22 protein-coding genes are annotated in these 24,386 nt (G+C 67.0%); 9 read left to right on the top strand and 13 right to left on the bottom strand.

Translation table 11 applies throughout. The annotated features are described in order from the left end of the window. Positions 1 to 5: 5 nt before the first annotated feature. Complete coding sequence (locus NOF53_RS16795) at positions 6 to 989, bottom strand: dipeptidase (RefSeq protein ID WP_255970726.1); 984 nt, start codon at positions 987 to 989, stop codon at positions 6 to 8. Between the two features lie 42 nt (positions 990 to 1,031). Here NOF53_RS16795 and NOF53_RS16790 point away from each other — a divergent pair, with 42 nt between their 5' ends. Then, entirely contained in the window at positions 1,032 to 3,050 is a 2,019-nt protein-coding gene (locus NOF53_RS16790; protein WP_374212623.1) for a prolyl oligopeptidase family serine peptidase, read from the top strand. Between the two features lie 40 nt (positions 3,051 to 3,090). On the opposite strand, the gene NOF53_RS16785 is transcribed toward NOF53_RS16790, so the two are convergent. From NOF53_RS16785 to ppk2, 3 genes are all read right to left on the bottom strand, one after another. After that, on the bottom strand, positions 3,091 to 3,924 hold the full coding sequence (locus NOF53_RS16785) for an alpha/beta hydrolase family protein (protein WP_255970723.1): 834 nt from the start codon (positions 3,922 to 3,924) through the stop codon (positions 3,091 to 3,093). Positions 3,925 to 4,018: 94 nt separating this feature from the next. After that, positions 4,019 to 5,059: an alpha/beta hydrolase gene (locus NOF53_RS16780; protein WP_255970721.1), complete on the bottom strand. Its 1,041-nt coding sequence runs from the start codon at positions 5,057 to 5,059 to the stop codon at positions 4,019 to 4,021. A 341-nt stretch (positions 5,060 to 5,400) separates the two neighbouring features. After that, the gene (ppk2, locus tag NOF53_RS16775) at positions 5,401 to 6,330 is read right to left on the bottom strand and encodes a polyphosphate kinase 2 (protein ID WP_255970719.1); all 930 of its coding nucleotides are present in this window, start codon (positions 6,328 to 6,330) and stop codon (positions 5,401 to 5,403) included. A 149-nt stretch (positions 6,331 to 6,479) separates the two neighbouring features. Between ppk2 and NOF53_RS16770 the strand changes: the two genes are divergently transcribed. After that, the gene (locus tag NOF53_RS16770; RefSeq protein WP_255970717.1) at positions 6,480 to 6,683 is read left to right on the top strand and encodes a PspC domain-containing protein; all 204 of its coding nucleotides are present in this window, start codon (positions 6,480 to 6,482) and stop codon (positions 6,681 to 6,683) included. Positions 6,684 to 6,818: 135 nt separating this feature from the next. Here NOF53_RS16770 and groL read toward each other — a convergent pair whose 3' ends face one another. The 6 genes from groL to NOF53_RS16740 all read right to left on the bottom strand — a co-directional run bounded on the left by groL (position 6,819) and on the right by NOF53_RS16740 (position 12,436). Then, a complete protein-coding gene (groL, locus tag NOF53_RS16765) occupies positions 6,819 to 8,444 on the bottom strand; it encodes a chaperonin GroEL (protein ID WP_255970715.1) in 1,626 nt (541 codons plus the stop codon). Between the two features lie 229 nt (positions 8,445 to 8,673). Further along, complete coding sequence (locus NOF53_RS16760; protein ID WP_255970713.1) at positions 8,674 to 9,228, bottom strand: DUF6764 family protein; 555 nt, start codon at positions 9,226 to 9,228, stop codon at positions 8,674 to 8,676. Positions 9,229 to 9,308: 80 nt separating this feature from the next. Then, the gene (locus NOF53_RS16755; RefSeq protein WP_255970711.1) at positions 9,309 to 10,088 is read right to left on the bottom strand and encodes an HAD-IIA family hydrolase; all 780 of its coding nucleotides are present in this window, start codon (positions 10,086 to 10,088) and stop codon (positions 9,309 to 9,311) included. 10 nt (positions 10,089 to 10,098) lie between these two features. Next, positions 10,099 to 11,001 carry a universal stress protein gene (locus NOF53_RS16750; protein WP_255970709.1) on the bottom strand — a complete coding sequence of 301 codons (903 nt, stop codon included), beginning with the start codon at positions 10,999 to 11,001 and terminating at the stop codon, positions 10,099 to 10,101. A gap of 12 nt (positions 11,002 to 11,013) precedes the next feature. Next, entirely contained in the window at positions 11,014 to 12,015 is a 1,002-nt protein-coding gene (locus tag NOF53_RS16745; RefSeq protein WP_255970707.1) for a zinc-binding alcohol dehydrogenase family protein, read from the bottom strand. Positions 12,016 to 12,079: 64 nt separating this feature from the next. Then, entirely contained in the window at positions 12,080 to 12,436 is a 357-nt protein-coding gene (locus NOF53_RS16740) for a YtxH domain-containing protein (protein WP_255970705.1), read from the bottom strand. Between the two features lie 144 nt (positions 12,437 to 12,580). On the opposite strand from NOF53_RS16740, the gene NOF53_RS16735 reads away from it, so the two are divergent. After that, positions 12,581 to 13,744 (top strand): PucR family transcriptional regulator, encoded by a 1,164-nt coding sequence (locus NOF53_RS16735; RefSeq protein WP_255970703.1) that lies wholly within the window; start codon positions 12,581 to 12,583, stop codon positions 13,742 to 13,744. Between the two features lie 97 nt (positions 13,745 to 13,841). Next, on the top strand, positions 13,842 to 15,098 hold the full coding sequence (locus NOF53_RS16730; RefSeq protein ID WP_255970701.1) for an NAD(P)/FAD-dependent oxidoreductase: 1,257 nt from the start codon (positions 13,842 to 13,844) through the stop codon (positions 15,096 to 15,098). Between the two features lie 14 nt (positions 15,099 to 15,112). Here NOF53_RS16730 and hutH read toward each other — a convergent pair whose 3' ends face one another. After that, positions 15,113 to 16,660, bottom strand: a complete 1,548-nt coding sequence (hutH, locus tag NOF53_RS16725) for a histidine ammonia-lyase (protein ID WP_255970699.1) — start codon at positions 16,658 to 16,660, stop codon at positions 15,113 to 15,115. A 463-nt stretch (positions 16,661 to 17,123) separates the two neighbouring features. Between hutH and NOF53_RS16720 the strand changes: the two genes are divergently transcribed. From NOF53_RS16720 to NOF53_RS16705, 4 genes are all read left to right on the top strand, one after another. After that, a complete protein-coding gene (locus NOF53_RS16720) occupies positions 17,124 to 17,579 on the top strand; it encodes an SRPBCC family protein (protein ID WP_255970697.1) in 456 nt (151 codons plus the stop codon). Positions 17,580 to 17,893: 314 nt separating this feature from the next. Beyond that, positions 17,894 to 18,607: a phosphatidylserine decarboxylase gene (locus tag NOF53_RS16715; RefSeq protein WP_255970695.1), complete on the top strand. Its 714-nt coding sequence runs from the start codon at positions 17,894 to 17,896 to the stop codon at positions 18,605 to 18,607. Further along, on the top strand, positions 18,604 to 19,464 hold the full coding sequence (gene pssA / locus NOF53_RS16710; protein ID WP_255970693.1) for a CDP-diacylglycerol--serine O-phosphatidyltransferase: 861 nt from the start codon (positions 18,604 to 18,606) through the stop codon (positions 19,462 to 19,464). Before NOF53_RS16715 ends, pssA begins: the two co-directional genes overlap by 4 nt. A 26-nt stretch (positions 19,465 to 19,490) precedes the next feature. Further along, on the top strand, positions 19,491 to 21,668 hold the full coding sequence (locus tag NOF53_RS16705) for an AAA family ATPase (RefSeq protein ID WP_255970691.1): 2,178 nt from the start codon (positions 19,491 to 19,493) through the stop codon (positions 21,666 to 21,668). Positions 21,669 to 21,715: 47 nt separating this feature from the next. Here NOF53_RS16705 and NOF53_RS16700 read toward each other — a convergent pair whose 3' ends face one another. Further along, positions 21,716 to 22,468, bottom strand: coding sequence for an isocitrate lyase/PEP mutase family protein (locus NOF53_RS16700; protein WP_255970690.1), 753 nt, complete (start codon positions 22,466 to 22,468; stop codon positions 21,716 to 21,718). 111 nt (positions 22,469 to 22,579) lie between these two features. Between NOF53_RS16700 and NOF53_RS16695 the strand changes: the two genes are divergently transcribed. Next, the gene (locus tag NOF53_RS16695) at positions 22,580 to 23,947 is read left to right on the top strand and encodes a hypothetical protein (protein ID WP_255970688.1); all 1,368 of its coding nucleotides are present in this window, start codon (positions 22,580 to 22,582) and stop codon (positions 23,945 to 23,947) included. Here NOF53_RS16695 and NOF53_RS16690 read toward each other — a convergent pair. Continuing rightward, on the bottom strand, positions 23,944 to 24,354 hold the full coding sequence (locus NOF53_RS16690) for an NUDIX hydrolase (protein ID WP_255970686.1): 411 nt from the start codon (positions 24,352 to 24,354) through the stop codon (positions 23,944 to 23,946). The genes NOF53_RS16695 and NOF53_RS16690 overlap by 4 nt on opposite strands. Positions 24,355 to 24,386 lie beyond the last annotated feature (32 nt).

Below are 24,386 nucleotides of genomic sequence, written 5' to 3'. Positions count from 1 at the left end.
TCGTGTTACCCGTCAGTAGCCCAGACCGCCGCCGCAACGCGGGCGAAATTTCCCCCGTACACGGCCTCTATGGACGGCTCGTCGAACCCCCGATTCCGCAGGACTCGGTCCAGGGTCAGCACATCCTCGGGCGGTACCCACTGCAGCGGCCCCCAGGCCGTATACGCGTCGGAGAACGAGCCCGCATTGTTCGTGATCTCGGCAACGAAGTCCGCGGCGTCGAACGAGTAGTCCGAGCCGATGCCGACGTGCGCCGGCCCCACCAGATCGACCGCCGCCTCGATGTGGTCGGCCATCGCCGACAACCGGCGGGCATCGTCATCTGGCGCATTGACTCCCAGAAAGATCCCGACACCGTTGATCCCGATCACGCCACCCGTCTCCGCGCAGGCGCGGGCCTGCTCGTCGGTGATGTTGCGAGGGTGATCCCACAACCGTCGCAGGTTGGAGTGGCTGTAGATCATGGGCCGCTCGGTGACGGCAGCGAGATCGAGGCCGGTACGTACCGAACAGTGGGAACCATCCACGATCATCCCCACCCGATTCATTTCCCGGACGAGGTCGCGGCCGTAGCCGGTCAGCCCGGTGTCGTCGGCGTCGAGGCAACCGCACCCGGCGGCATTCGCATGGTTGTACGTGGGAAGCAGCGATCGGGTGCCCAGTCGGTAGAAATGGGCCACGTTGTCGAGGTCACCCTCGAGTGGGGCCGAATCCTCGAGGTCGAATGCGAGCGCGATACCGCCCGCACTGCGTACGGCGTCGACGTCACCGAATCGCGTCACCAACTCGATGTCACCGCCGGCCTGGGCGCGGAAGCTTTCGGCGATCGACGTCGACGCCGCCTTGCCCTGAGGTGAATATCCGATGTTGACCGACACGTAACTGCCGGCCGGACGCCGGTATCGGCGCACCACGTCGATGGATGCCGACGGTTGCAGCGGCAGGCAGCAGTGCTGCTCCCACAACGGGTAGGGCCCTGGTGTACTCACGCCGCCGAGGCTATCCGAGTGCTTCCTGCAACAATGGCCGTCATGACGGATCCCTATCTCTGGCTCGAAGATGTCACCGCCGACCGGTCTCTCGACTGGGTGCGCGAACGCAACGCCCGGACCGTCGGCGAGTACACCGCGAACTCGGAGTTCTCCGAGCTCGAGGGCCGGATCCTCGAGCTTCTCGATACCGACGCGCGGATCCCCTACGCCGCGATGCGTGGCGAGTATCTGTACAACTTCTGGCGCGACGGCGAGCACAAGCGCGGAATCTGGCGGCGCACGACTTTGGAGGAGTACCGCTCCGAGGACACGGAGTGGGACGTGTTGCTCGACGTCGACGAACTCGCCGAACGCGAGGGTGAGAACTGGGTGTGGGCCGGGGCGAGTGTCCTGCGGCCAGACCAGACCCGCGCGTTGCTGTCCTTCTCGCGAGGCGGTGCCGACGCGTCGGTGGTGCGTGAATTCGACATCGAGACACGACAGTTCGTCACCGAGGACGCGTTCGACGTCCCGGAAGCCAAGACCAGCATCAACTGGATCGATGAGAACACCGTCTACGTGGGCACCGACTTCGGCGAAGGCTCGATGACCGATTCCGGTTATCCGAGGATCGCGAAGCGCTGGCATCGCGGAACCCCGCTGTCCGAGGCAGTCACCGTGTTCGAGGGCGAGAGCACCGATGTGTCCGTCGGCGCCTCCTACGACGACACCCCCGGCTACGAGCGGCACTTCGTCGGCCGATCGCTCGACTTCTACAACTCCGAACGGTACGAGTTGCTGCCGGACGGTTCCCTACTGCGCATCGACACCCCCGACGACGCCGGAACGTCCGTGTACCGCGACTGGCTGACCGTCCGCCCACGCACCGATTGGGAGGTGAACGGCACGATCTATCCCGCGGGTTCTCTCCTCGTCGCCGACTACGCCGACTATCTCGCCGGCTCGCGGGAATTGACGCCGCTGTTCACACCCGACGAGCACACCTCCCTCGAACAGGGCACGTGGACTCGCAACCACCTGCTTCTCGTCACCCTCTCGGACGTGCAGACCACACTGTCGGTACTCACGCCCACCGAGACCGGCTGGGACGAGAAGCCGCTCGACGGCGTGCCGGAACTCACGGCCAGTGGTGTCATCAGCACGGACGCGCGCAGCGGTGACAACTTCTTCGTCAACAGCAGTGGATTCACCACTCCTGCAACGCTTCTGTACGGCACCGTCGGCGGACCGCTCGAACCCGTGAAGCAGGCGCCCTCGTTCTTCGACGCCGACGGGATCTCCGTGTCCCAGTATTTCGTCGCCTCGGATGACGGAACGCAGATCCCGTACTTCGTCGTACGCCGCGACGACGCCGACGGGCCCAGCCCCACACTCCTGTACGGATACGGTGGGTTCGAGAACTCGATGGTGCCTGGATACAGCGGTTCCGTCGGCTTCGCCTGGCTCGAACGCGGAGGTGCGTACGTTGTCGCCAACATTCGCGGCGGTGGTGAATACGGCCCGTCCTGGCACACCCAGGCCGTCCGCGAAGGCCGCCACAAAGTGTTCGAGGACTTCGCCGCAGTCGCGCGTGACCTGGTCGCGCGCGGCATCACCACCACGAATCAACTCGCGGCTCAAGGTGGCAGCAACGGCGGACTCCTCATGGGCGTCATGCTGACCCGCTACCCCGAACTCTTCGGGGCGATCGTGTGCCAGGTACCGCTCCTCGACATGAAGCGGTACCACCTGCTGCTAGCCGGGGCGTCGTGGATGGCCGAATACGGCGACCCCGACAATCCCGAGGACTGGAAGTTCATGAGCGAGTACTCGCCGTACCAGAACACCAGTGCCACAGCCGAATACCCACCGATCCTCGTGACCACCTCCACGCGGGACGACCGGGTCCATCCCGGGCATGCCCGCAAGATGACCGCCCTCCTCGAGGAGCAGGGCCACGAGGTCTGGTACTACGAGAACATCGAAGGCGGACACGGCGGCGCCGCGGACAACGCCCAGGCCGCGTTCAAGTCGGCGCTGACGTTCACGTTCCTGTGGCGCACCCTCACCCGCCCCTGAGTGCTTCTCCAAACTCCGCCGGCGGTGGAGAAGTCCACGGCTAGGTGCGGTCGTGGATCCAGTCGACGACCCGATCGACCGTATCGGCCGGATCCCGGATCCAGCCGTTGTGCCCCTGCGGTCGCGGGTTGTGCCAGATGGTGACGTCGGCGTCCGGGAGTTTCGCGACGAGATTCTTCGCCGAGGATCCCGGCGCGAGGTCGTCGCCCTCGATGGTCACCGACAAGACGGGCAGCTTGAGCCGACCGATCCGTTCCTCGTAGTCGATGTCGGCACCGTCGGGTTCGATCTTCCCGGTTCGCGCGAATCGCGACCAATCCGAAATCAGAACCTTCGACTGCCTGCCGAACCCGCCGATGTCGAGCTTGTCGCCCGGCCAGAATCCGGCAAGGTTGGCGGTCATCGACATCGCAGCAGCACCGACGAGCATTCGCGGCGAGTGGACTCCGGGAAAGCCCCGGTGGTACGGCGACCCCGACGCGACGAGCACGATGCCGCCGAGACGACCACGAATCCGCGCCGCATACATCACGCCCAGCTGACCACCCATGCTGTGCCCCAACAGGAACGGCGTCGCAGCCGGGAAGCGTTCGCGCACCACCTCGAAGATGGCGGGAAAGTCGACCGACACCAGCTCGTGGTAGCCGTACGTGCTGGCACTGCTCGGACGAGGACGGCTGTCGCCCTGGCCACGTAGTTCGCCGATTGCCGCATTGAATCCACGGCACATCAGTTCTTCGGCGAACGGCTCGTAGTAGCCGGCAGGTATTCCCAGGCCAGGGAACACCACGACTACCGGTGCCTCGTCCCGCCCGGGAAACAGGCGAACCGGCGTGGTGGTTCCGTCGGGCATCTGGATCGCTACTGTCTCCACTCCGCCAGACTAGACGGCTCGACCGCCGCGGATTCGCGATCCGCAGGGGTCGACAACAGTCAGTGCTCGTGGACGGTGGTGTCCGGGCCGGTGGCTACAGGCCGATCGACGACGCCAGGAGCGGCCACGACTTGTGGAGGTCCTCCTGCCAGTACGGCCACGAATGGGTGCCGACTGGACGGAAGTCGAAGGTGGCGGGTATCTGCAGTTCGTTCAGCTTGTCCGCCAACGCGTGGGTGCACTGGTTGGTCGCTGCCTCGATGGCGCCACCGAGGATGATCTGGTTGGCGAACGTCTCGACATTGCCGTTGATGCCCGGGCCGTCGAGCCGATCGTTCGGGCCGGGTATGCCCGAACCGTTGCTGACATAGATGTCGAGGCCGCGCAGCTTCTCCGCATTGATGTACGGATCGTTGGATACCCAGGCCGGGTCGTCCGCAGGACCCCACATGTTGCTGGTGTCGCCGCCGCCGCGGGATTCGACGACCATGCGGACGTAGGTGCGGCCGGGGTCGGTGCTGGTCATCGCGCAACCGCTGTAGGCGCCGACACTTTCGTACAGCTCGGGCGCCGACTGGGCGAGGCTCAGCACGGAGCTGCCTGCCATGGAGATTCCGGCGATCGAGTTGACTCCGTTGGTGCCCAGCTCGGCGTCGACGATGCTCGGAAGTTCCTGGGTGAGGAACGTCGTCCACTTGTTGTTGCCCAGTTCGGGATCTTCCTGCCGCCAGTCCGTGTAATAGCTGAAGGCGCCCTGCATCGGCGTGACGACGTTGACGTTCTTGTCGGCAAAGAATTCGAGCACGTCGGTCTTCGCCTGCCAGGTCGCCGAGTCCTCGCCGCCGCCAGCGCCGTTGAGCAGGTACAGCGTGGGCCTCGGGGCGCTGGTGTCCGCGGGCGTGATCACGCGGAGCGGGATGTCGCGGTCCATCGACGCCGAGTAGACGTGCATCGTCAACTGCCGGTCGTCGATCTTCTCGGTACGCAGGAGACGCGAACTGCCGTCGGTGACGGCCATTTCGTCGGCCGGATCGGCGGAAACGGCCTGCGCCCCCGCCCACGGAAGAGCCGCTGTGAGAGCGAGCGCGAGTGCCAGTCGAACCCCGTACCTACCCGCTGCCGTGCGGTTGCCCATTATTCTCCTTTGCTGCGAAGCCGCCTGCCCGACTCCGAAGAGACGAGAACTGGAGCCCACAGTGTGTCATGTGGACCCCAGTTCTTCGACTGGCGCTCGGTGGTAGCGGGGTGGTTATTCGGGCGCGACAGAACCGAGCAACTCGATGAAGCCGAGAAGGATTTCGACGAATCCGAGAATTTCAGTGGACATGTTGTTCTCTCCCGATCGACTGTGTTGGTTTTCGATCTGCGCCATGGGTCGGCGCTTCACTCTTTGTACCCGACCGCAGGCGAAGAGCGAACTAATTTGCCGGACATATCTCGAATAGTTACCTGGCGTTCGGAACAAAGATCATGCAGTTATTCGCCAATTACCTGGCTGGCACGCCCCACGACCAGCGGATCTGCACTCCCCACCACGCCGGTGTCCTTGTTCTCGTAATCGAACAGCGACAGAACATACTTCATTGCATTGATGCGAGCTCTTTTCTTGTCATTGCTCTTGACTACCGTCCACGGAGCAATATCGGTGTCCGTGAAGCGAAACATATCTTCCTTGGCGGCGGTATAGGCGCCCCATTTATCCAGTGAGGCAATGTCCATCGGGGACAATTTCCACTGGCGAACCGGATCTACCTGACGGATGGCGAACCGAGTCCGCTGCTCGAGCGGTGAGACCGAGAACCACAGCTTGGTGAGGCTGACACCGTCGTCGACGAGCATGCGTTCGAAGAGCGGCGTCTGATGCAGGAACCGGTCGTATTCGTCTGCGCTGCAGAATCCCATGACCCGTTCGACGCCGGCGCGGTTGTACCAGGAGCGGTCGAACAACACGATCTCGCCGGCAGCAGGAAGGTGCTGCACATAACGCTGGAAGTACCACTGGGTCGACTCCCGCACCGACGGCTTCTCGAGCGCCACCACGCGCGCCCCGCGCGGATTGAGGTGTTCCATGAACCGTTTGATGGTGCCGCCTTTGCCGGCGGCGTCGCGTCCCTCGAACACGATGACGTGACGGCGTCCGGTGTCCTTCACCCAGTTCTGGAACTTCAGCAGTTCGATCTGGAGCAACCGCTTGGCAATCTCATAGTCGTCGCGCGGCATCCGCTCCTCATACGGGTAACCCTCGCGCCAGGTGTCGACGATCAGCCCGTCGGTAACCGTGACCAGCACCGGATCGTCGTCGTCCTCGTCGTCCACCGCGAATCCGGAGGTGTCGCGGAGATCGACGGCCGTAGACAGGTCCGCATACGCGCTGAGGAAACCGGGACGTTCGTCGATGTCGGTCATGGGCCGGAATCTAGCGGCGCGAGGCATCCTCGAAGTGACACGGGCGTGAACGAGAAACGCGCTCTCGGCAGGACTCGGGGTGAAAGACCAGGGTCGAGATCGGGGAAGATCCCGATGTGCCGAAGGACCGTGCTGAGCAGACTGAACTCATGACATTCGACAGCAACACTCCCCGCCAGTTCACCCGTTCCGACAACCACAAAATGCTCGCCGGCGTCTGCGGCGGAATCGCCGAATACTTCGGCGCGGACGTCAACCTCGTCCGGCTCCTCACCGTCGTTGCGACACTCGTCACCGGCGGCACCGCGGCCCTCGTCTACGTGGCAGCGTGGATGCTGATGCCCGCCAAGTAGGCGCTCCGCGCCCGTGCGCCTTCCTGGTAGCCCCGGCTACCAGACGGGCGCACGGGCCGAAGGCCGAAGGCCCGGAACTCCCCTGCGGGAATTCCGGGCCTTCGAGGTGTTTCGGTGAAGCGGGGTGGTACGGACTCAGAAGTCCATGCCGCCCATGCCGCCGGTCGGGTCGCCCGCGGGCGCTCCGGCCTTCTCCGGCTTGTCGGCGACGACGGCCTCGGTGGTGAGGAACAGAGCCGCGATCGACGCTGCGTTCTGCAGTGCGGAGCGGGTGACCTTGACCGGGTCGTTGATGCCTGCTTCGAGCAGGTCGCCGTACTCGTTGGTCGAGGCGTTGAGGCCGTGACCTGCGGGCAGGTTGCGAACCTTCTCGGCGACGACGCCGGGCTCGAGGCCCGCGTTGAAGGCGATCTGCTTCAGCGGTGCTTCGAGGGCGACGCGAACGATGTTCGCACCGGTGGCCTCGTCACCTTCGAGCTTGAGGTCGTCGAGCGCGGGAGCCGACTGCAGCAGAGCCACGCCACCACCGGCGACGATGCCCTCTTCGACGGCAGCCTTGGCGTTGCGCACGGCATCTTCGATGCGGTGCTTGCGCTCCTTGAGCTCGACCTCGGTGGCAGCACCGGCCTTGATGACTGCAACGCCACCGGCCAGCTTGGCCAGGCGCTCCTGCAGCTTCTCGCGGTCGTAGTCGCTGTCGCTGTTCTCGATCTCGGCACGGATCTGGCTCACGCGACCGGCGATGGCGTCGGAATCTCCGGCACCCTCGACGATAGTGGTCTCGTCCTTGGTGATGACGACCTTGCGTGCCTGGCCGAGCAGCTCGAGTCCGGCGGTCTCCAGGGAGAGGCCGACCTCTTCGCTGATGACCTCGCCACCGGTGAGGATGGCGATGTCGGCGAGCTGAGCCTTGCGGCGGTCACCGAAGCCGGGAGCCTTGACGGCAACGGACTTGAAGGTGCCACGGATCTTGTTGACCACCAGGGTGGACAGGGCTTCGCCCTCGACGTCCTCGGCGATGATGACCAACGGCTTGCCCGACTGGATGACCTTCTCCAGCAGCGGCAGCAGATCCTTGACGGTGGAGATCTTGGAGCTCACGAGCAGGATGTACGCGTCTTCGAGGACGGCTTCCTGACGTTCTGCATCGGTGGCGAAGTACGCCGAGATGTAGCCCTTGTCGAAGCGCATGCCCTCGGTGAGCTCGAGCTGCAGGCCGAAGGTGTTGGACTCCTCGACCGTGATGACGCCTTCCTTGCCGACCTTGTCCATGGCCTCGGCGATGAGCTCACCGATGGACGGGTCGCCGGCGGAGATACCAGCGGTAGCAGCGATCTGCTCCTTGGTGTCGATCTCCTTGGCGGTCTCGAGCAGACGCGCGGTGACGGCCTCGACGGCCTTCTCGATGCCGCGCTTGAGGCCGAGCGGGTTGGCGCCGGCAGCAACGTTGCGGAGGCCCTCACGCACGAGAGCCTGAGCGAGCACGGTGGCGGTGGTGGTTCCGTCGCCGGCGACGTCGTCCGTCTTCTTGGCGACCTCCTTGACCAGCTCGGCGCCGATCTTCTCGTAGGGGTCCTCGAGCTCGATCTCCTTGGCGATGGAGACGCCGTCATTGGTGATCGTGGGAGCTCCCCACTTCTTCTCGAGCACGACGTTGCGACCCTTGGGGCCCAACGTCACCTTGACTGCGTCGGCGAGGGCGTTGAGTCCTCGCTCGAGGCCGCGACGGGCCTCTTCGTCGAACGCGATGATCTTGGCCATTGCGAAGTGATCCTCCGGATTGGGGGGTGACACACAGGACGGCCGCTTGCCGGGTCGCCCCATTTACGCCTTGGGCCGGGGTCAGTGCCCGCGACGGACGACCAGGGGTGTCTAGGGTTCCCGGTCTCACCATCCCGACCTGGCACTCACGTGTCGCGAGTGCCAAGTGCATTTCTAGCACTCGACCAGGGTGAGTGCAAGGTCGGGACGAGACCGCCGGGTCAGAGCATCAGCGCATGGCGCAGACTTGACCGGTGTTCAGGTTGAAGGCGAGCGACAGCGCGCCGACGCAGTCGACGCCGTTCGCGTCGGAGGATGCGCCGGAACCCCAGCCCGCGATCGCCACGGTGGTGGTGCCGTCAGCAGCCCCGGACCGCGCGATGCCGCCGCCGAGGGACACTGCGTACGCCTGACCCGAACCCGTCGACGCACCCAGAGACGTTCCGAACCCGTTGGCATAGGTGGTGGTGGAGCCGTGGCCGTCGGCGACACTCACCGCAGTTCCGCTCTCCATGGCGGTCGCACGGGCGACACCGGCCTCGGTCGCCTTGGCACCACAGCTCGCCGTGTCCGACACCTGGATGTCATTGACCGAGGGAGGGGAGACACAGGTGACGGGGGCGGCACCGGCGACACCGGAACCGGCGACCGAGAGTCCCGCCGCGACACCCAGACCGACGACCATCGCCGCTCCCGCACGCGCCAGCCGTCGGCCGAACAAAGAAGAGATGCGGGTACGGGAGGCCGAGGCGATCGAGGTGGCGGGCGTGGAGACAGCGAGCATGGAAGCTCCTTCTGGGAACGTCGAATTGGAGGATTCGCCGCGACAGTACCCGTTCCCGGCCGGTTAGTCCCGGACTGTGCTCAGGAGAGTCCGTCGAGCAGCTCGGGGAGCTGCGCGACCGAGTCGATGACGTGGTCCGGCCGCTGCGCGGCGAGGTCGAGAATCGACTGCCGGAACTTGCCTGTGCGCACCAGTGCACCGGTGAGGCCCACCCGTTGCGCGGCGAGGACGTCTCCCGTCAGATCGTCACCGACCATGATCGCCGCATCGGGACCCGTTCCCATCAGCTCGGTGGCGGTGAGAAATGCGGCCAGCGACGGCTTGCCGACCGAGACGACGTTCGTCCCGGCGATCTCCTCCATACCGGGGAGGTAGGCGCCGGTGTCGATGCGCAGTCCGTCGCGGGTTGCCCAGGTCGTCCCCCGGTGCATGGCCACCACCGGGACACCGTCGAGCATCAACTCGACTACCCGGCTGAGCGCACGATGGGTGAATTCGGGGCCTGCGCCACCGAGGACGACAACCTGCGGGTCGTCCCCGTCGAGTTCGATCCCGGCGAGGTCCGGCGTGATATCACCGTTGTTGAGCACCCAGGCCCGCGCCCCCGGGTAGGTGGTGCGGAGGTACTCGGCGGTGAGGCGGGCGGCTGTGACGATCTCACGGGGTTCGGTGTCGATACCCGCGCTCCGCAGTGCGCCCGCAATCTCGTCGCACGTCCGCGACGTCGTATTCGTGAGATAGCCGCACGCAAGGCCCCGGTCCCGCACCTCACGGACGGCATCGGCAGCGCCGTCGATCGGATGCCAAGAAGTAACCAGAACTCCGTCTATATCGAACAGAACACCCTCGACCGCAGCCATGGCGTCGAGCCTATCCGGGCAACCGCTCAGCGTGACAGACCAAGACCGGGCAGGGCGCGTGGTGCACGAGATTCTGGCTGACCGATCCGAGCAGGGCACCCAGCACCTTGCCCCGGCCGTGGCTGCCCACGACGAGCAACTGCGCCGACGACGCGTGCCGGATCAGCACCTCGGCGGGTGCGCCCTCGATGGTGGCTCCCGTGACCTGCACGTCGGGGTAGTTCTCGACCCGCTCGGCGAGGCAGTCGGATACGACGGCTCTCTCCGCTTCTTCGTACGCAGACCAGTCCACGAACTTCGACGCGTGCGCGAGCGCATGGCGCCGCTCGCCGCTCCAGGCGTGCACTACCTCGAGTCCGACTCCGAACGCCGCGGCAAGCGCGAATGCCTGGCGGACGGCGAGTTCGCTGATCCGGCTGCCGTCCACACCGACAACGATCGGTCGCAGGTCCGGCGACGGGAAATCGAGGGCACCTCGGAACACGGCCACCGGGCAGTGCGCAGAATTGATCGTGCGCAGCACCGTCGAACCGAGCAGGTAGTCCGTGAGCGCACCCGCACCTTGCGCGCCGAGAACCACCATCCGGGCGGCGCGCGACAGCTCGATCAGGCGGGCGGCTGCCGTCCCGGTCCGCAGGTCTCGCTCGACAGGTAGTCCGGGGTGCTCCTCCAGCACGGCCGCGCGGGCGGTGTCCAGCATGGTGTTTCCGTCTGCCCGGAGTTCCTGGATGAACTGCGCGTCGATCATCATTGCGGTGCCGTTGTAGAACGTCGCCCCGTCCGGGTAGGTGTGTGCGAGCAGGAGCGGTGCGTCGAGCCGGACGGCGGTAGCCGCGGCCCAGCGCGCAGCATCGAGTGCCGGCCGCGACCCGTCCACCCCGACCACCACCGGTGGGCCCGCGTACTCGCTCATGTCCCTCTCCCTCTATGGTTCGAGAACTGCTGCTCCGCTGAACGTTCCGTCGGACAGATCGCGCAAGGCCCGATCTGCGCGGTCGAGTGGATAGGGATGGATGTCGACCGTCAGCCGATGGTCCGCCGCGAATCGGAGGAACGCGGCGGAATCCACGCGGGTGTTGGCGGTGACGCTGCGGACCTGCCGCTCCCGGAACAGATGCTTCTGATAGTCGAGCTGCGGAATGTCGGTGAGATGGATGCCCGCGATGGCAAGCGTTCCGCCGTCGGCGAGCGCCTCCATGGCCAGAGGCACCAGTTCTCCGGCGGGGGCGAACAGGATCACCGAGTCGAGCGGTTCCGGCGGGGTGTCGCGCACCCCCTGCACGGACGCGGCGCCGAGCTTCTCGGCAAGTGCCCGCGCCTGCGAACCTCGCGTCATGACGTGCACGCGAACGCCACGGGCGAGCGCCACCTGGGCGGTCAGGTGCGCACTCCCTCCGAATCCGTAGATCCCGAGCACACCGCCGTCCGGCACCTCGGCGCGCGCAAGTGCGCGGTAACCGATGATTCCGGCGCACAGGAGCGGCGCGAGCTCGGTGTCGAGGTACCCGTCGGGTAGGCGCAGCGCATAGTCGGCGGGGACCGTCGCGAACTCCGCGTATCCGCCGTCCGCGTCCCATCCCGTGTACCGCGACTGCCGGCAGAGGTTCTCGCTACCCCGGCGGCACGCCCGGCACCGACCGCAGGTGTATCGAAGCCAGGCGATACCGATGCGGTCCCCGGGAGCGAATGCGCCGGTGACGGAATCACCCACTGCGACAACCTCCCCCACGACTTCGTGGCCGGGAATCACTCCTCGTCGGTGCGCAGGGAGATCGCCTTCGGTGACATGAAGGTCCGTTCGGCACACCCCACAGGCCAGAACCTTGACCAGCAATTCACCTGGCGCGGGCTCGGGGATCGCTTCGAGACCCCACCGCAGCGGAGTACCGGCGATCGGCCCGGGGCTGACGGCGCGCCACGCAGCCATCGTCCGGATTCCGCGCCGCGCCGCCGCCATACCCACAGAAATGCCCCCGGGCGTCTGTCCTCGGTCAGTTCGGGCTCTGGGTGTGCTTGCCGCTCGGCGGCGGAGAAACGGGCGAGTCCGTGGCCGCCGGCGTGGGGGCCGTTGCGTCGCCTCGCGGCACTCCGGTAGTGGCAGCGGCGGCCGAGTTCGTGTCGGTGCCGCGGTGGGTAGCCTTCTTCGCCAGCTCGCCTACCTTGTGCTGCACCTGGGGGGCCTTGTCCTTCACCGTCTCCGTCGCGCCGCTCACCTTCTCCTGCACGGCAGGGTTGTGCCAGACCTCGAGAGACTGCTCCCTCATCTTCTCGTAGGTTTGTCGGCCCGACCGGGCGCCCAGGACAAATCCCACGGCCGCCCCCGCTACGAAAATCAACGCTCTCTCCATGACCTCTCCTGACTGTTGTGGGACAGGCGCGTTCAGCCGGATCACCGTCGGAACGCCCTGTACACCGTTATGCCCACAGCTACCGAGCCCAAACCCCTCCACGTCGGAACGACCCCTCGGTCCCGCGCCAACTAGGCTCCGAGCATGGACCTGCGCGGTGAAGACCTGTTCACGGTGGCGGGGTCTCTGGCCGAACTGATCGGCGCCCCGATCACGATCGAGGACGAGAACTCGACGGTGCTCGCGTACTCGAGTGGCGAGCAGGCAGTGGACGAAGCGCGGATCGGGACGATCCTCGGACGCCAGGTGCCGGGACGGTACCGGCAGTTACTCACCGAGGCCGGTGTGTTCGAACGCCTTCACCACGACACCGACGTCATCTACGTGGATCTGCACGTTCCCGACATGCGACCACGGGCGGCGATCGCGGTGCGTGACGGCGGTCGCCCCGTGGGCTCCATCTGGGCTGCCGTGACCGCCTTCCCGACGCCGGAACAGGAAGCGATCCTCCGGTCCGCCGTACCGGTCGTGGCCGAACACATCGCCGCGCAACGCGAACGGGTGGACGTCACGCGGCGACTGCAGGTCGACCGGGTTCGTGCCCTCATCACCGGCGGCGAGCCCGCTTTCCGGGCCGCCGACGACCTGCGGCTGAGCGGCCAGCTGACCGTCGCGGCGGCGGCCCCGGTCGCGCCCGGCAAGTCGCTGCCGTCCGGGCTGCTGGCCTCGCTCGGCCTCTACCTCGACACGCTGGCCGTCGAATCCGTCGCCGCCCAGCTCGACGACATCATCTATGTGGTGATCGCCGCCGGTGAGAAGGATGTCCGTCGCCTGGCCGACGATTTCCTCGGACGTGCGCGCAGTGGTCATGCCTTCGTCGTCGCCGTCGGGCGTGCGGTCGACACGGCCGGGCAGGCGCATCTGTCGCGGGGTGACGCCGACCGGGTACTCGCTGCGCTGCAACACGCCTCCCGCGGCGGTGTGGTCGGCACCATGCGCGACACGCTCGCGTCGGTCCTCGCGCTACGCGTCGCCGACATCTTCGACGGCCTGGGCACACTCACCCCGCTGGCCGCCCTCGTCGCGCACGACGAGCAGCACGGGACCGACCTCGTGGCCACGGCACGCGCGTTTCTAGCCCACGGCGGCGACGTGGCCGATGCCGCCGCAGCCCTGCACGTCCACCCCAACACTCTGCGCAATCGGCTCCGGCGCTGCGTCGAATCGTGCGGGGTGGACCTCTCCGACGCAGACACCCGACTCGTCCTCATGCTGCATCTGAAACTGCGGGGCCTGCGCGAGCGGTGAGGGCCGCGGTGACCCCTGTCCGATTGCACAACGGTGGGGGTCAGGCACTGGCCGAACGGCTACTCCCCCGGCGTGAATGCCGCCCGATGATGGACTCATGAGCACAAATGGGCGCCCGAATCATGTCGCGATCGTCGGAGCCGGTGTCGTCGGCCTGTCCACAGCCTGGTTCCTGCAGGAGCGAGGCGTCCGCGTCACCGTCGTCGACCGGGAAGGCGTTGCGGCCGACGCGTCGTGGGGTAACGCGGGTTGGCTCGCTCCCGCCCTCACCCTTCCGCTCCCGGAGCCCGCCGTCCTGAAATACGGCCTCCGCGCGATGCTCAATCCGTCTTCGCCGGTATACGTTCCCTTCACCACCGACGTGCGCCTCCTCCGTTTCCTCGTCGGTTTCGCCCGGCACTGCACTTCCGCGCGATGGGAGGAGGCGATGAAGGTATACGCCGAAGTGAACCGGATTTCCCTCGGCGCCTACGACCAACTCGCCGACGGCGGCGTCGCCGAACACACCCACCTCGCAGACCCCTTCCTCACCGCATTCAAGTCCGACGAGGATCGGGAAGTGCTCGTCGACGAGTTCCGCCACGTGGAGGCTGCCGGCGGAGAGGTCGAGTACGACCGGGTGAACGCCGACGAAATCCATTCGCTCGAGCCGAGTCTCGGGGACGGCGTGCATTGCGGCCTACGCCTGCGCAACCAGCGCTTCATCGATCCGCCGCGGTTCGTGCATTCTCTCGCCGACGCCGTCCGCGCCCGGGGCGGCGACATCGTGTCCGGATTCGACGTCACCGCAGTCCAGGACCGTGGTGCCGGTGACGTCCGCCTCGCTTCGGCAAGCGGCGATTCGGTACCGGCCGATGCGGTCGTCATCGCGAGCGGTGCACGGCTCGGCACGCTGGCACGTCCATTCGGCGTTCGCGCCCTCGTCCAGGCCGGCCGTGGCTACAGTTTCAGCGTCCGGCCACACCAGATGCCCAAGAACCCCGTGTACTTCCCCACCCAGCGGGTGGCGTGCACGCCGTTGCACGACCGCTTCCGTGTCGCCGGAATGATGGAGTTCCGCAGTCCCGATGCACCCCTCGATCCGCGACGGGTACAGGCCATCATCGACGCCGCGACACCCTTGTTCACGGGAATCGACTGGGAAGCCCGCCAGGAGGAATGGGTGGGTTCACGCCCGTGCACCACGGATGGACTACCTCTCGTCGGCGCCACCCGCTCACCGCGTGTGCACGTTGCCGGTGGCCACGGAATGTGGGGTATCGCTCTGGGCCCACTCACGGGCCGCCTGGTCGCCCAGTCGATGACGGACGGCGATCCGTCCCCGGTGTTGCGGCATTTCGACCCCTTGCGATGAACCCGTCTTTCGTCTCATGCCAGCGTGCCGACGACGGCCTCGGCACTGGCCAGGAGGGCGCCGGACGACGCGAGCGCCACCACCGCGTCGATCTCGGGTGCCAGGTATCGATCGGTTCCGGGCCCGGCGACGTGTTCGCGGATCGCATCCCGCACGGCACCCGTCGCGAGTGAAGGTGCCAGCGGCGCACGGAGATCGAGTCCCCGTGCCGCAGTCAGCGCCTCGACCGCAAGGACCCTGGTGAGGCCGTCGAGGGCGCGCCGAAGTTTGCGGGCCGCCGACCACCCCATCGACACGTGATCCTCCTGCATCGCCGACGACGGAATCGAGTCGACGCTTGCGGGCACGGCCAGACGTTTGAGTTCCGAGACGATTGCGGCCTGCGTGTACTGGGCAATCATGTGGCCGCTGTCGACTCCGGGATCGGCGGCGAGGAACGGCGGCAATCCATGGCTTCGGGCGACATCGAGGAAACGGTCGGTGCGGCGCTCGCTCATGCTCGCCACGTCCGCGACCACGATCGCCAGGAAATCCAGGACGTAGGCCAGCGGTGCTCCGTGGAAGTTGCCGTTCGACTCGACGCGGCCGTCCGCAGTCACCACAGGGTTGTCGACGGCGCTCGCCAGTTCCCGTTCGGCGACCTGCTCCGCATGTGCGAGGGTGTCACGCGCGGCGCCGGCGACCTGCGGGGCGCAGCGCAGCGAATAGGCGTCCTGGACCACGGTGCATCCGGGACCCGCGTGACTGCGCACGATGTCGGAGCCGGCCAGCAGCCTGGTCATGTTCTCGGCCGCCGCGGCCTGTCCGGGATGCGGCCGCAGCGACTGCAGGTCGGCGGCGAACACTCTGTCCGTGCCGAGCAGGCCCTCGACGCTCATCGCTGCCGTGATGTCGGCCAGACGCAACAGGTGACGCAGGTCGTCGCACGCCAGCAGCAGCATGCCCAGCATGCCGTCGGTGCCGTTGACGAGGGCAAGCCCCTCCTTCTCCTCCAGCGACACCGGTGCGATGCCTGCGGCCCGGAGTGCCTCGGCGGCCGGGGTAGGACGCCCCTCGGCGTCACGCACGGTGCCCTCGCCGATCACGGCGAGACCCACGTGTGCCAACGGCGCCAGATCACCCGAGCAGCCGAGACTCCCGTACTCGTACACCACCGGGGTGATGCCCGCGGACAGCAGGTGCGCGTACACCTGCGCAACCTCCGGCCGGACACCGGTGTGGCCCGTGGCGAGAGTCGACAGCCGCAGCAACATCAGCGCACGCACCACCTCCCGTTCCACCTCCGGGCCGTTGCCGGCGGCATGGGACCGGATCAGGCTCCGCTGCAACTGGGCACGCTTCTCGAGGGGGATATGCCGGATCGCGAGGGCGCCGAACCCCGTCGAGACCCCGTACACCGGTGTGGGATACCCGGCGAGGGCCGCGATCCACTGACGGCTTTTCGCCATCGTGGACATGGCCTCTTCGGAGATCCGCACCCGCGCGCCGAGCCGGGCCACCCGGATCACTTCTTCGGCAGACACCGGACCGACACCGACGACTACAGGCTCTTCGGTACCCACAGACCCAGTGTCCACCCCAGCGAGGGGCGTAGGTCGGGAATTGCGGGGTGCGAACAGCAGTCACACGTCGCCGCGGAGAACTTCTTCGATTTCGCGTGGCGTCATGAGACGTTCGAGTTTTTCACTCGGCCACGAGGACGGGCGTCCTTGCAATCGGGCAGATTCGAGTAGAGGGAGAGGGCTGCGGTCCCGCCGCAGGATCGAATGAACATTCACGACGATCACTTCCGAACACCGTCTCGACGACTTGCCATGCACTGGCGCTTACCACTGCACTGACTCTTCTATCGTCCATCGTGCCCCCTGAGTTACACGGTTTCGGTGAGGCGCGCGGAGCGACGCGACAATGCCGGCGGGTACAAAGAAGGTGACCTGCCGCACAGAAGCGTTCTCCGAGCGCCTACGATGACGGCAAGAGGTAGTTGTAACTACCCGTACCACTTTCCCTGACTGGAGACAGCCGATGGCAAACACCCTCGAAGCAAGCATCGAAATCGACGCCACCCCGCAGGACGTGTGGGCTGTCGTGTCGGATCTGAAGCGGATGGGCGAGTGGAGCCCGCAGTGCCGCACGATGCGCGTGCTGGGCGGTGTGGTCGAAGAAGGCACGAAGACGATCAACATCAACCGCAAGGGCATGCTCGTCTGGCCGACCACCTCGAAGGTCGTCAAGTTCGAGCCGAACAAGTCGATCGCATTCCGCGTCGTCGAGAATCGCACGATCTGGTCGTACGAACTCGAGCCCACCGCCGGCGGAACCAAGGTCATCGAACGCCGTGAGGCGCCGACCGGAACGTCCAAGGTGTCGCAGTTCCTGGTGAAGACAGTGCTGGGCGGCAACGACGACTTCGAGGTCGAACTGATCGAGGGTATGAACACCACCCTGGCCCGTATCAAATCGGCTGCCGAAGGCAAATAACCCGCTCGGCAACTCGCGAACGCAAGCCGACCCCGAGGGCGCCCGACATCTCTTCGCCGAGGTGTGGGGCGCCCTCGCTGCGTCCACCGAGGCCGATCGTGATCAGCTACGACGCTCTATCCGGCGGCGATCAGCTGGCGTTCCGCTTCGGCGGTCCCTCGCTCCGCTCGCCATCCGTGCGCGGTCCGTTTCCCCGTCTGCTCCTGTGAGTGCGTACTCTCTCCTGATGCCGTTGCAGCCGGCAGCGCTCACGTAACCTGTGGGGGCGCCGCAACGGCAGGTAGCCGTCCCGCCCGACACAGTTAGAGGAGCCCGTGGCCCGTAAGCCCAGACCACCCGGAACCGCGCAGACCGCAGGGATCGGCCACTTCGTCGATCTCGCCCGAGGTGCAGTCCCGCCGCTTCATCCGGCCGGATTGCCCTTCGTTCTCGCACCGCTCGGCGTGGCGGTACTCGGCCGCAAGCGCAAGTGGGTGCGGCGCGGCGCGCTGACCTCTGCCGCAGCGTGCGCCGCGTTCTTCCGGCATCCGCACCGCGTTCCCCCCAACCGGGTGGGCGTGGCGGTCGCGCCTGCCGACGGTGAAGTCGCACTCGTCGATACGGCGGTCCCGCCGCCTGAACTCGACATGGGTTCCGAGCCCCTGCCCCGCGTCAGCATCTTCCTGTCCGTGCTCGACGTTCACGTCCAGCGCAGCCCGGTCGGCGGAGTGGTGCAGAAGGTCGTGCACCGGGCAGGCCAGTTCCTGTCCGCCGACCTCGCCGATGCCAGCGAGGTGAACGAACGCAACAGCATGCTGCTGCGCACCTCGGACGGCCTCGACGTTGCCGTGGTGCAGATCGCCGGGCTGCTGGCCCGGCGAATCGTGTGCGACGCCGGGGTCGGCGACACATTGCCGATCGGTGACACCTACGGTCTGATCCGATTCGGCTCCCGCGTCGACACCTACTTCCCTGTGGGCACCACCTTGCTGGTCGAGCGCGGCCAGCGGACCATCGGTGCCGAAACCGTCATCGCTCAACTGCCGTGATCGCCAGTACGAAGCAGCGGAGAGGGAGACCAGGGCAAGCGGTGCGCCTGTTGCCGAGTGTCGTCACGATTCTCGCGTTGTGCGGTGGGCTGTCCGCGGTCAAGTTCGCGCTCGACGGCGATCTCGGGAGCGCGCTGGCAATGATCGGTGCCGCCGCCGTCCTCGACTCACTCGACGGGCGGATCGCACGGCTCCTCGACGCCACGAGCAAGATGGGTGCCGAACTCGATTCGCTCGCCGACTCCATTTCGTTCGGGGTCGCCCCGGCTCTCGTGCTCTACGTGACCCTGCTGGACGGTCAGCGCTTCGGCTGGATCATCGCGTTGATCTATGCAGTGAGCATCGTGCTGCGGCTCGCCCGCTTCAACACTCTGCTCGACGACGACGATATGCCCGGTTACGCCAGCGAGTACTTCGTCGGCGTCCCGGCTCCCGCGGGCGCCTTGGTGGCACTGACCCCGTTGGCCGCGGCAGCACAATGGGGCGACGGCTGGTGGACGTCGTATCCGGTCGTCGTGGCGTGGACGGTGTTCTCCGCGGCCATCATCGTCAGTCGCATCCCGACTCTGGCTCTCAAGACCGTGTCCGTGCCGCCTCGCATGGCGGCAGGTCTGCTGGTGCTGGTCGCGCTCGCAGCGGCAGCGTTGGTCACCTACCCGTTCATTCTGCTGATGGCCCTCGTCGCGGTGTACCTGGCGCACATCCCGTTCGCGGTCCGTTCGCAGCGGTGGGTGGCTGCGCGACCCGAGACCTGGGAGATCAAGCCGTCCGAACGGCGAGCCATCCGGCGTCAGCCCGACACCCGCGGACGACGCTCCGCGGCGCGGCTCGGGTTGCGCCGTCCACGGGCCCGATAGGGCACGCGCGCACGTAGGCTCGACGCGTGACCTCACCGGAACTCGCGCTCACAGTCCGACTGAACACTTCGGCCGCAGACACGCGACGCGGCGTGGTGCGGCTGCATCCGGAAGCGCTCGCCGCGCTCGGTCTCCGGGAGTGGGACGCGATCGCTTTGGTCGGGGCACGCCGGACAGCAGCGGTGGCGGGTGTCGCGCCGGCCGGAACCCCCACCGGCACTGCGCTCCTCGACGACGTGACGATGTCGAATGCCGGGTTGTCCGAGAACACCTCCGTCGTCGTGAACCCCGTGACCGTGTACGGCGGCAGGACGGTCACCGTCAGTGGCTCCAACCTGGCGGTCACCTCGATCTCGGATGTCACCCTGCGTCAGGCCCTGCTCGGAAAAGTTCTCACAGTCGGTGACACGGTGTCCCTGCTTCCCCGCGACCTCGGTCCCGGGACCAGTACAGCCCCCGCCACCCAGGCACTGTCCCGGACCTTCGGCGTCGCATGGACGTCGGAACTGCTCACCGTTACCGGAGTGGACCCGGCGGGCGGACCGGTGAGCGTGCAGCCCAACACAGCGGTCGGGTGGGGTGAGGGCACACGCACCGTGGTCTCGTCCGCGCCGGCGCGCCTGTCGGCGACGGTGACCGAAGCAGCCGCCGTCCCATCCCTCCCCGTCGAGGACCTCGTCGGCGCGCACAGCCAGGCCGCCAAACTCACCGAGTGGCTCGGACTCGCGCTCGACGAACCCGAACTTCTCAGGAAACTGGGGGCGTCGCCGCACCTGGGAGTTCTCGTCACCGGACCGGGTGGCGTCGGTAAGGCCACTCTGGCGCGATCCGTGCTGGCGTCGCGGCGCGTCGTCGAACTCGACGGGCCCAGCGTCGGCGCCCTCGAAGCCGGTGCGCGACTGCAACGGGTCACAGCCGCAGTCGACACGGTCCGCAGCGGCGGAGCGCTACTCATCACCGACATCGACGCCCTGCTGCCCGCGACTGCGGAACCCGTGTCCGCGCTGATCCTCGACCAACTGCGCCGCGCCGTCGACAGTGCCGGTGTCGCATTCGTCGCGACCTCCGCGCATCCGGAATCGACCGACACCCGACTGCGCGGGCAGGATCTGTGCGACCGCGAACTGGCCCTGACACTGCCCGACGGCGCGACCCGGAGGGCCCTGCTCGAATTGCTGCTACGGAAGGTGCCTACCGACGGGATCGCCCTCGATGCCATCGCGGCCCGGTCGCCAGGATTCGTCGTGGCCGATCTCGCAGCCCTCTGCAGGGAAGCAGCGTTGCGGGCAGCCTCCCGCGCCACCAGGTCACCGGCAGAACCGGCCCTCACCCAGGACGATCTACTGGGCGCCCTGGATGTGATCCGCCCCCTGTCGCGGTCGGGGAGCGAGGAACTCGCGATCGGTAGCCTGACCCTCGACGACGTCGGCGACATGGTGGAGACCAAGCAGGCCCTCACCGAGGCGGTGCTGTGGCCTTTGCAGCATCCGGATTCGTTCGCGCGTCTGGGTGTCGACCCTCCCCGCGGAGTGCTGCTGTACGGACCGCCCGGCTGCGGAAAGACGTATCTTGTTCGGGCCCTGGCTAGTTCGGGACACCTCAGCGTGCACGCCGTCAAGGGCGCCGAGCTGATGGACAAGTGGGTGGGCGCGTCCGAGAAGGCGGTGCGCGAGCTGTTCCAGCGGGCGCGCGACTCCGCGCCGTCGCTCATCTTCCTCGACGAGGTGGACGCGCTGGCCCCGCGCCGCGGTCAGAGCTCCGACTCCGGCGTCTCCGACCGCGTGGTGGCCGCACTGCTCACCGAACTCGACGGCGTCGAGCCCCTCCGCGATGTCGTGGTGCTCGGTGCCACCAACCGACCCGACCTGATCGACCCCGCGTTACTGCGCCCCGGACGCCTCGAACGACTGGTGTTCGTGCCGCCGCCCGACGCGGAGGCGCGCCGTGCGATTCTGCGGACCGCCGGGAAATCGGTTCCGCTCGCCGATGACGTCGACCTCGACGCTCTGGCCGAAGACCTGGACGGTTACTCGGCCGCCGACTGCTCGGCGCTCCTCCGCGAAGCCGCACTTGCCGCAATGCGCCGGAGCATCGACGCCGCCGACGTCACCGCCGACGACGTGGCGGCCGCACGCGAGAAGGTGCGCCCCTCACTCGACCCCGAGCAGGTGGCGCACCTGAAGGCCTATTCAGAGTCGCGCTGACCCCGCGAGTACGTGTTGGCCAGGGTTGGTCGAGAAGCGCCCACGGGTCAGGACCAGCGGCCGAGCAACGTTGCGGCGTGCGAGGCGAGAGCAGCCTGGAAGAAGGGGCCGAAGCTCACGCGTGCGACGCCCAGCGGCCCGAAGGAAGCCGGATCGTCCTGGTCGGGCAGGCCGATTGCATTGACAGGCCGCGGCAGCTCGGAGGTGAGACGTTTTTGGGTGGCGTCGTCGTGACGGCCCACCGGGTACAGCACGTCGGCGCCGGCGTCGGCTGCGAGCTTCAGCCGGGAGATGGCGCGGTCGACGCGATCGGCTTCGTCGCCGACCTTCTTGACGAACAGGTCGGTACGCGCGTTGACCACGACGTGCACGCCCGCGGCGTCGGCTGCCTGGCGTAGTCCACCCACGAAGTCGGCGTGCTCGGCCGGCTCACGCAGTCGGCCGCCCTCACTGTGGACGGTGTCCTCGATGTTCAGCCCAACTGCCCCGGCCCCGATCAACCCGTCGATGAGGCGAGCAGGTTCCTGCCCATACCCGGATTCGATGTCCACCGAGATGGGCAGGTCCACTGCGGAGGTGATCTGAGAGATCCGATGCAGGAGCTCGTCGAAGGTAATTCCCTCGTTGTCCGGCTTGCCGATCGAATCCGACACCGGGTGGCTCCCGACCGTGAGTGCTCGGAAACCCGCGGACACAGCCAGATTGGCGGACCACGCATCCCATACCGTCGGCAGGATGACGGGGTTGCCGGGCTGATGCAGCTGCAGCAGCGTTGTCGCCTTCTCGTTGATCGACGTCATGGGTGGGCTCCTCGCCTCGGAAAGTGTTCGACGGAGTCATTCTCGGTACGCCTTCGTTGGCAACACAAGGTGGGTGCCGTCCATTCCTCGCTGCTCGAGTACCGTGGATGGATGGACTTCCGCGAACCTCTCTCGGCGGCGGCTGCCCTCTCCTCCGGTGCACTGGCCGGGTTCGTCCTCACCAATCCCCGCAATCGCGCGTGGGCCATCTATGCGTCGGATCGCGAGATCGACCGTTGGCTCAGCAGTCAGCCGACCGGTGTCGTGGTTGCGCTCGTCCTCGCCGTCATCGCGGTGGCCGCATTGCAGCGCTCGGGCTCGCGCCGTGCCTCCTGGGTCGTGGGCGCTGCATGTGCACTCGTCCTGATCGGAACCCGGTCGGCGGTGGCAGGCGCGAGTGGTGTCGACACGCTGATCGTGCTGCACTTCGCCAAAACCGCAACCGCGGGAATTCTTCTCGGAGCAGCGGTCGCCGCGGTGTGGGGACGGTGGGCCCCGCAGCTGACACTGGTCCTCGGCGTGGCGGGCGCATTCGTACTCGCCAGTGTCCAGCGACTACCACGCGGTGACACCGAGTATCTCGAACCGGCGAGCAGGAGTACCTCTGCGATCGGGGAACCACCGATGTGGTTGCTGCTCGGGACCCTGGTACTCGCCCTCGTGTCGGCAGTCGTTGCACAGAAGCAGTTCCGGGTGCAGCGTCCCGAACGGCGAACCCTCCAGACGGCATTGGCCACGGCACTGGCTCTCGCTCTCCTCAACCGGCTACTCGGCGCGTGGATCGACGACCACGAATTCGGCGAACCGCTCACGGTGTGGATGATCATTGCTCTCTGCCTCGTGGTCGTGCTGGTGTGCACCGAAGTGTCCTCGCGCCTGCTCCCCGGTATCGACGGGCACTTTCTACTGGCCGCCACGGCAGTGACCGCGGCAGCCATGCCCGTCCTCGACGATCTTCGGACCCCGCGCGTGACCACTCCCGCATCCGCCGTCCTGATGGTCGGCGTGATCGCTTTGGCGCTGGGCATCGTGCTCGCCGTCCGGGTCCCCCCGTCGTTGCGACGACCGCACTGGGGGCTCGCACTCGCCGCCCTTGTTCCGCTGACAACCGCCATACAGCCAGACCTCGGCGATGATGGCATCCTGCTTCTCGTCCGGCTCTTCGTCCTGTGCACCGGGATGGGATTTGCGCTCGCCACCGCGCTCCCGGCGTCGGCGCCGGTCGCGGTCCTGGGCTTGGCGTTGCCGTTCGCCTCGCTAGTTTTCGTGGCCGCAACCACCATTCCGGGCAGCCGGGTCGTGCTCGAAGGTCCGCACGAACCGCTCCGCGCGATTGGCGTGCTCACCCGCGATGCCGACACCCCCTCGTCCGCCCCGGTGGCGTCCGACCATCTCGCGGGGATCGCGATGCTCGCCGTGGTGGCGTACTGCGCCTACTCGATACGGTCGCGTCGCCGTGCGCCGGAAGCACTCGCCTAGTCGAGCAGACCGAGCGACTGCAGTCGGCGAAACACCAACATCGAGCCGGGCGCGACGTCGGGCATCGCCGCGTACTCGTCGACCGTGAAATACCGCAGTTCCGCGATCTCACTCGTGGCCCGCGGCACCGCGCTCAGTTCCGCGAGAAAGCACGTCATGTGCAGCGCGGTGCCCGCCGGATGCCCGTACGCCGGAGCTTCGAAGACTCCCAGGTGCAGGAGGGTGCCGGCGACGATCGCGGCATCGAGTTCTTCCCTGATCTCCCGGTGCAGCGCTTCTTCGGCGCTCTCACCGGGATCGATCTTGCCGCCTGCCATGTAGAACGCCGTCTTCCCGACCGATCTCGTCTGAAGCAGTCGCCTCTCGCGGATGTGGGCGAGGGCGGCGGTACGAATCTCGTCGGGCACGCCTCACAAGATAGAACAGCGCGACCCCGCCA

Origin of the sequence: Rhodococcus tibetensis, from assembly GCF_024438035.1 — a bacterium.
In the GTDB taxonomy this organism is placed as follows: domain Bacteria; phylum Actinomycetota; class Actinomycetes; order Mycobacteriales; family Mycobacteriaceae; genus Rhodococcus_F; species Rhodococcus_F tibetensis.
The sequence above is the reverse complement of the archived record's forward strand: the minus strand, read 5'-3'. Positions and strand labels throughout refer to the sequence as shown.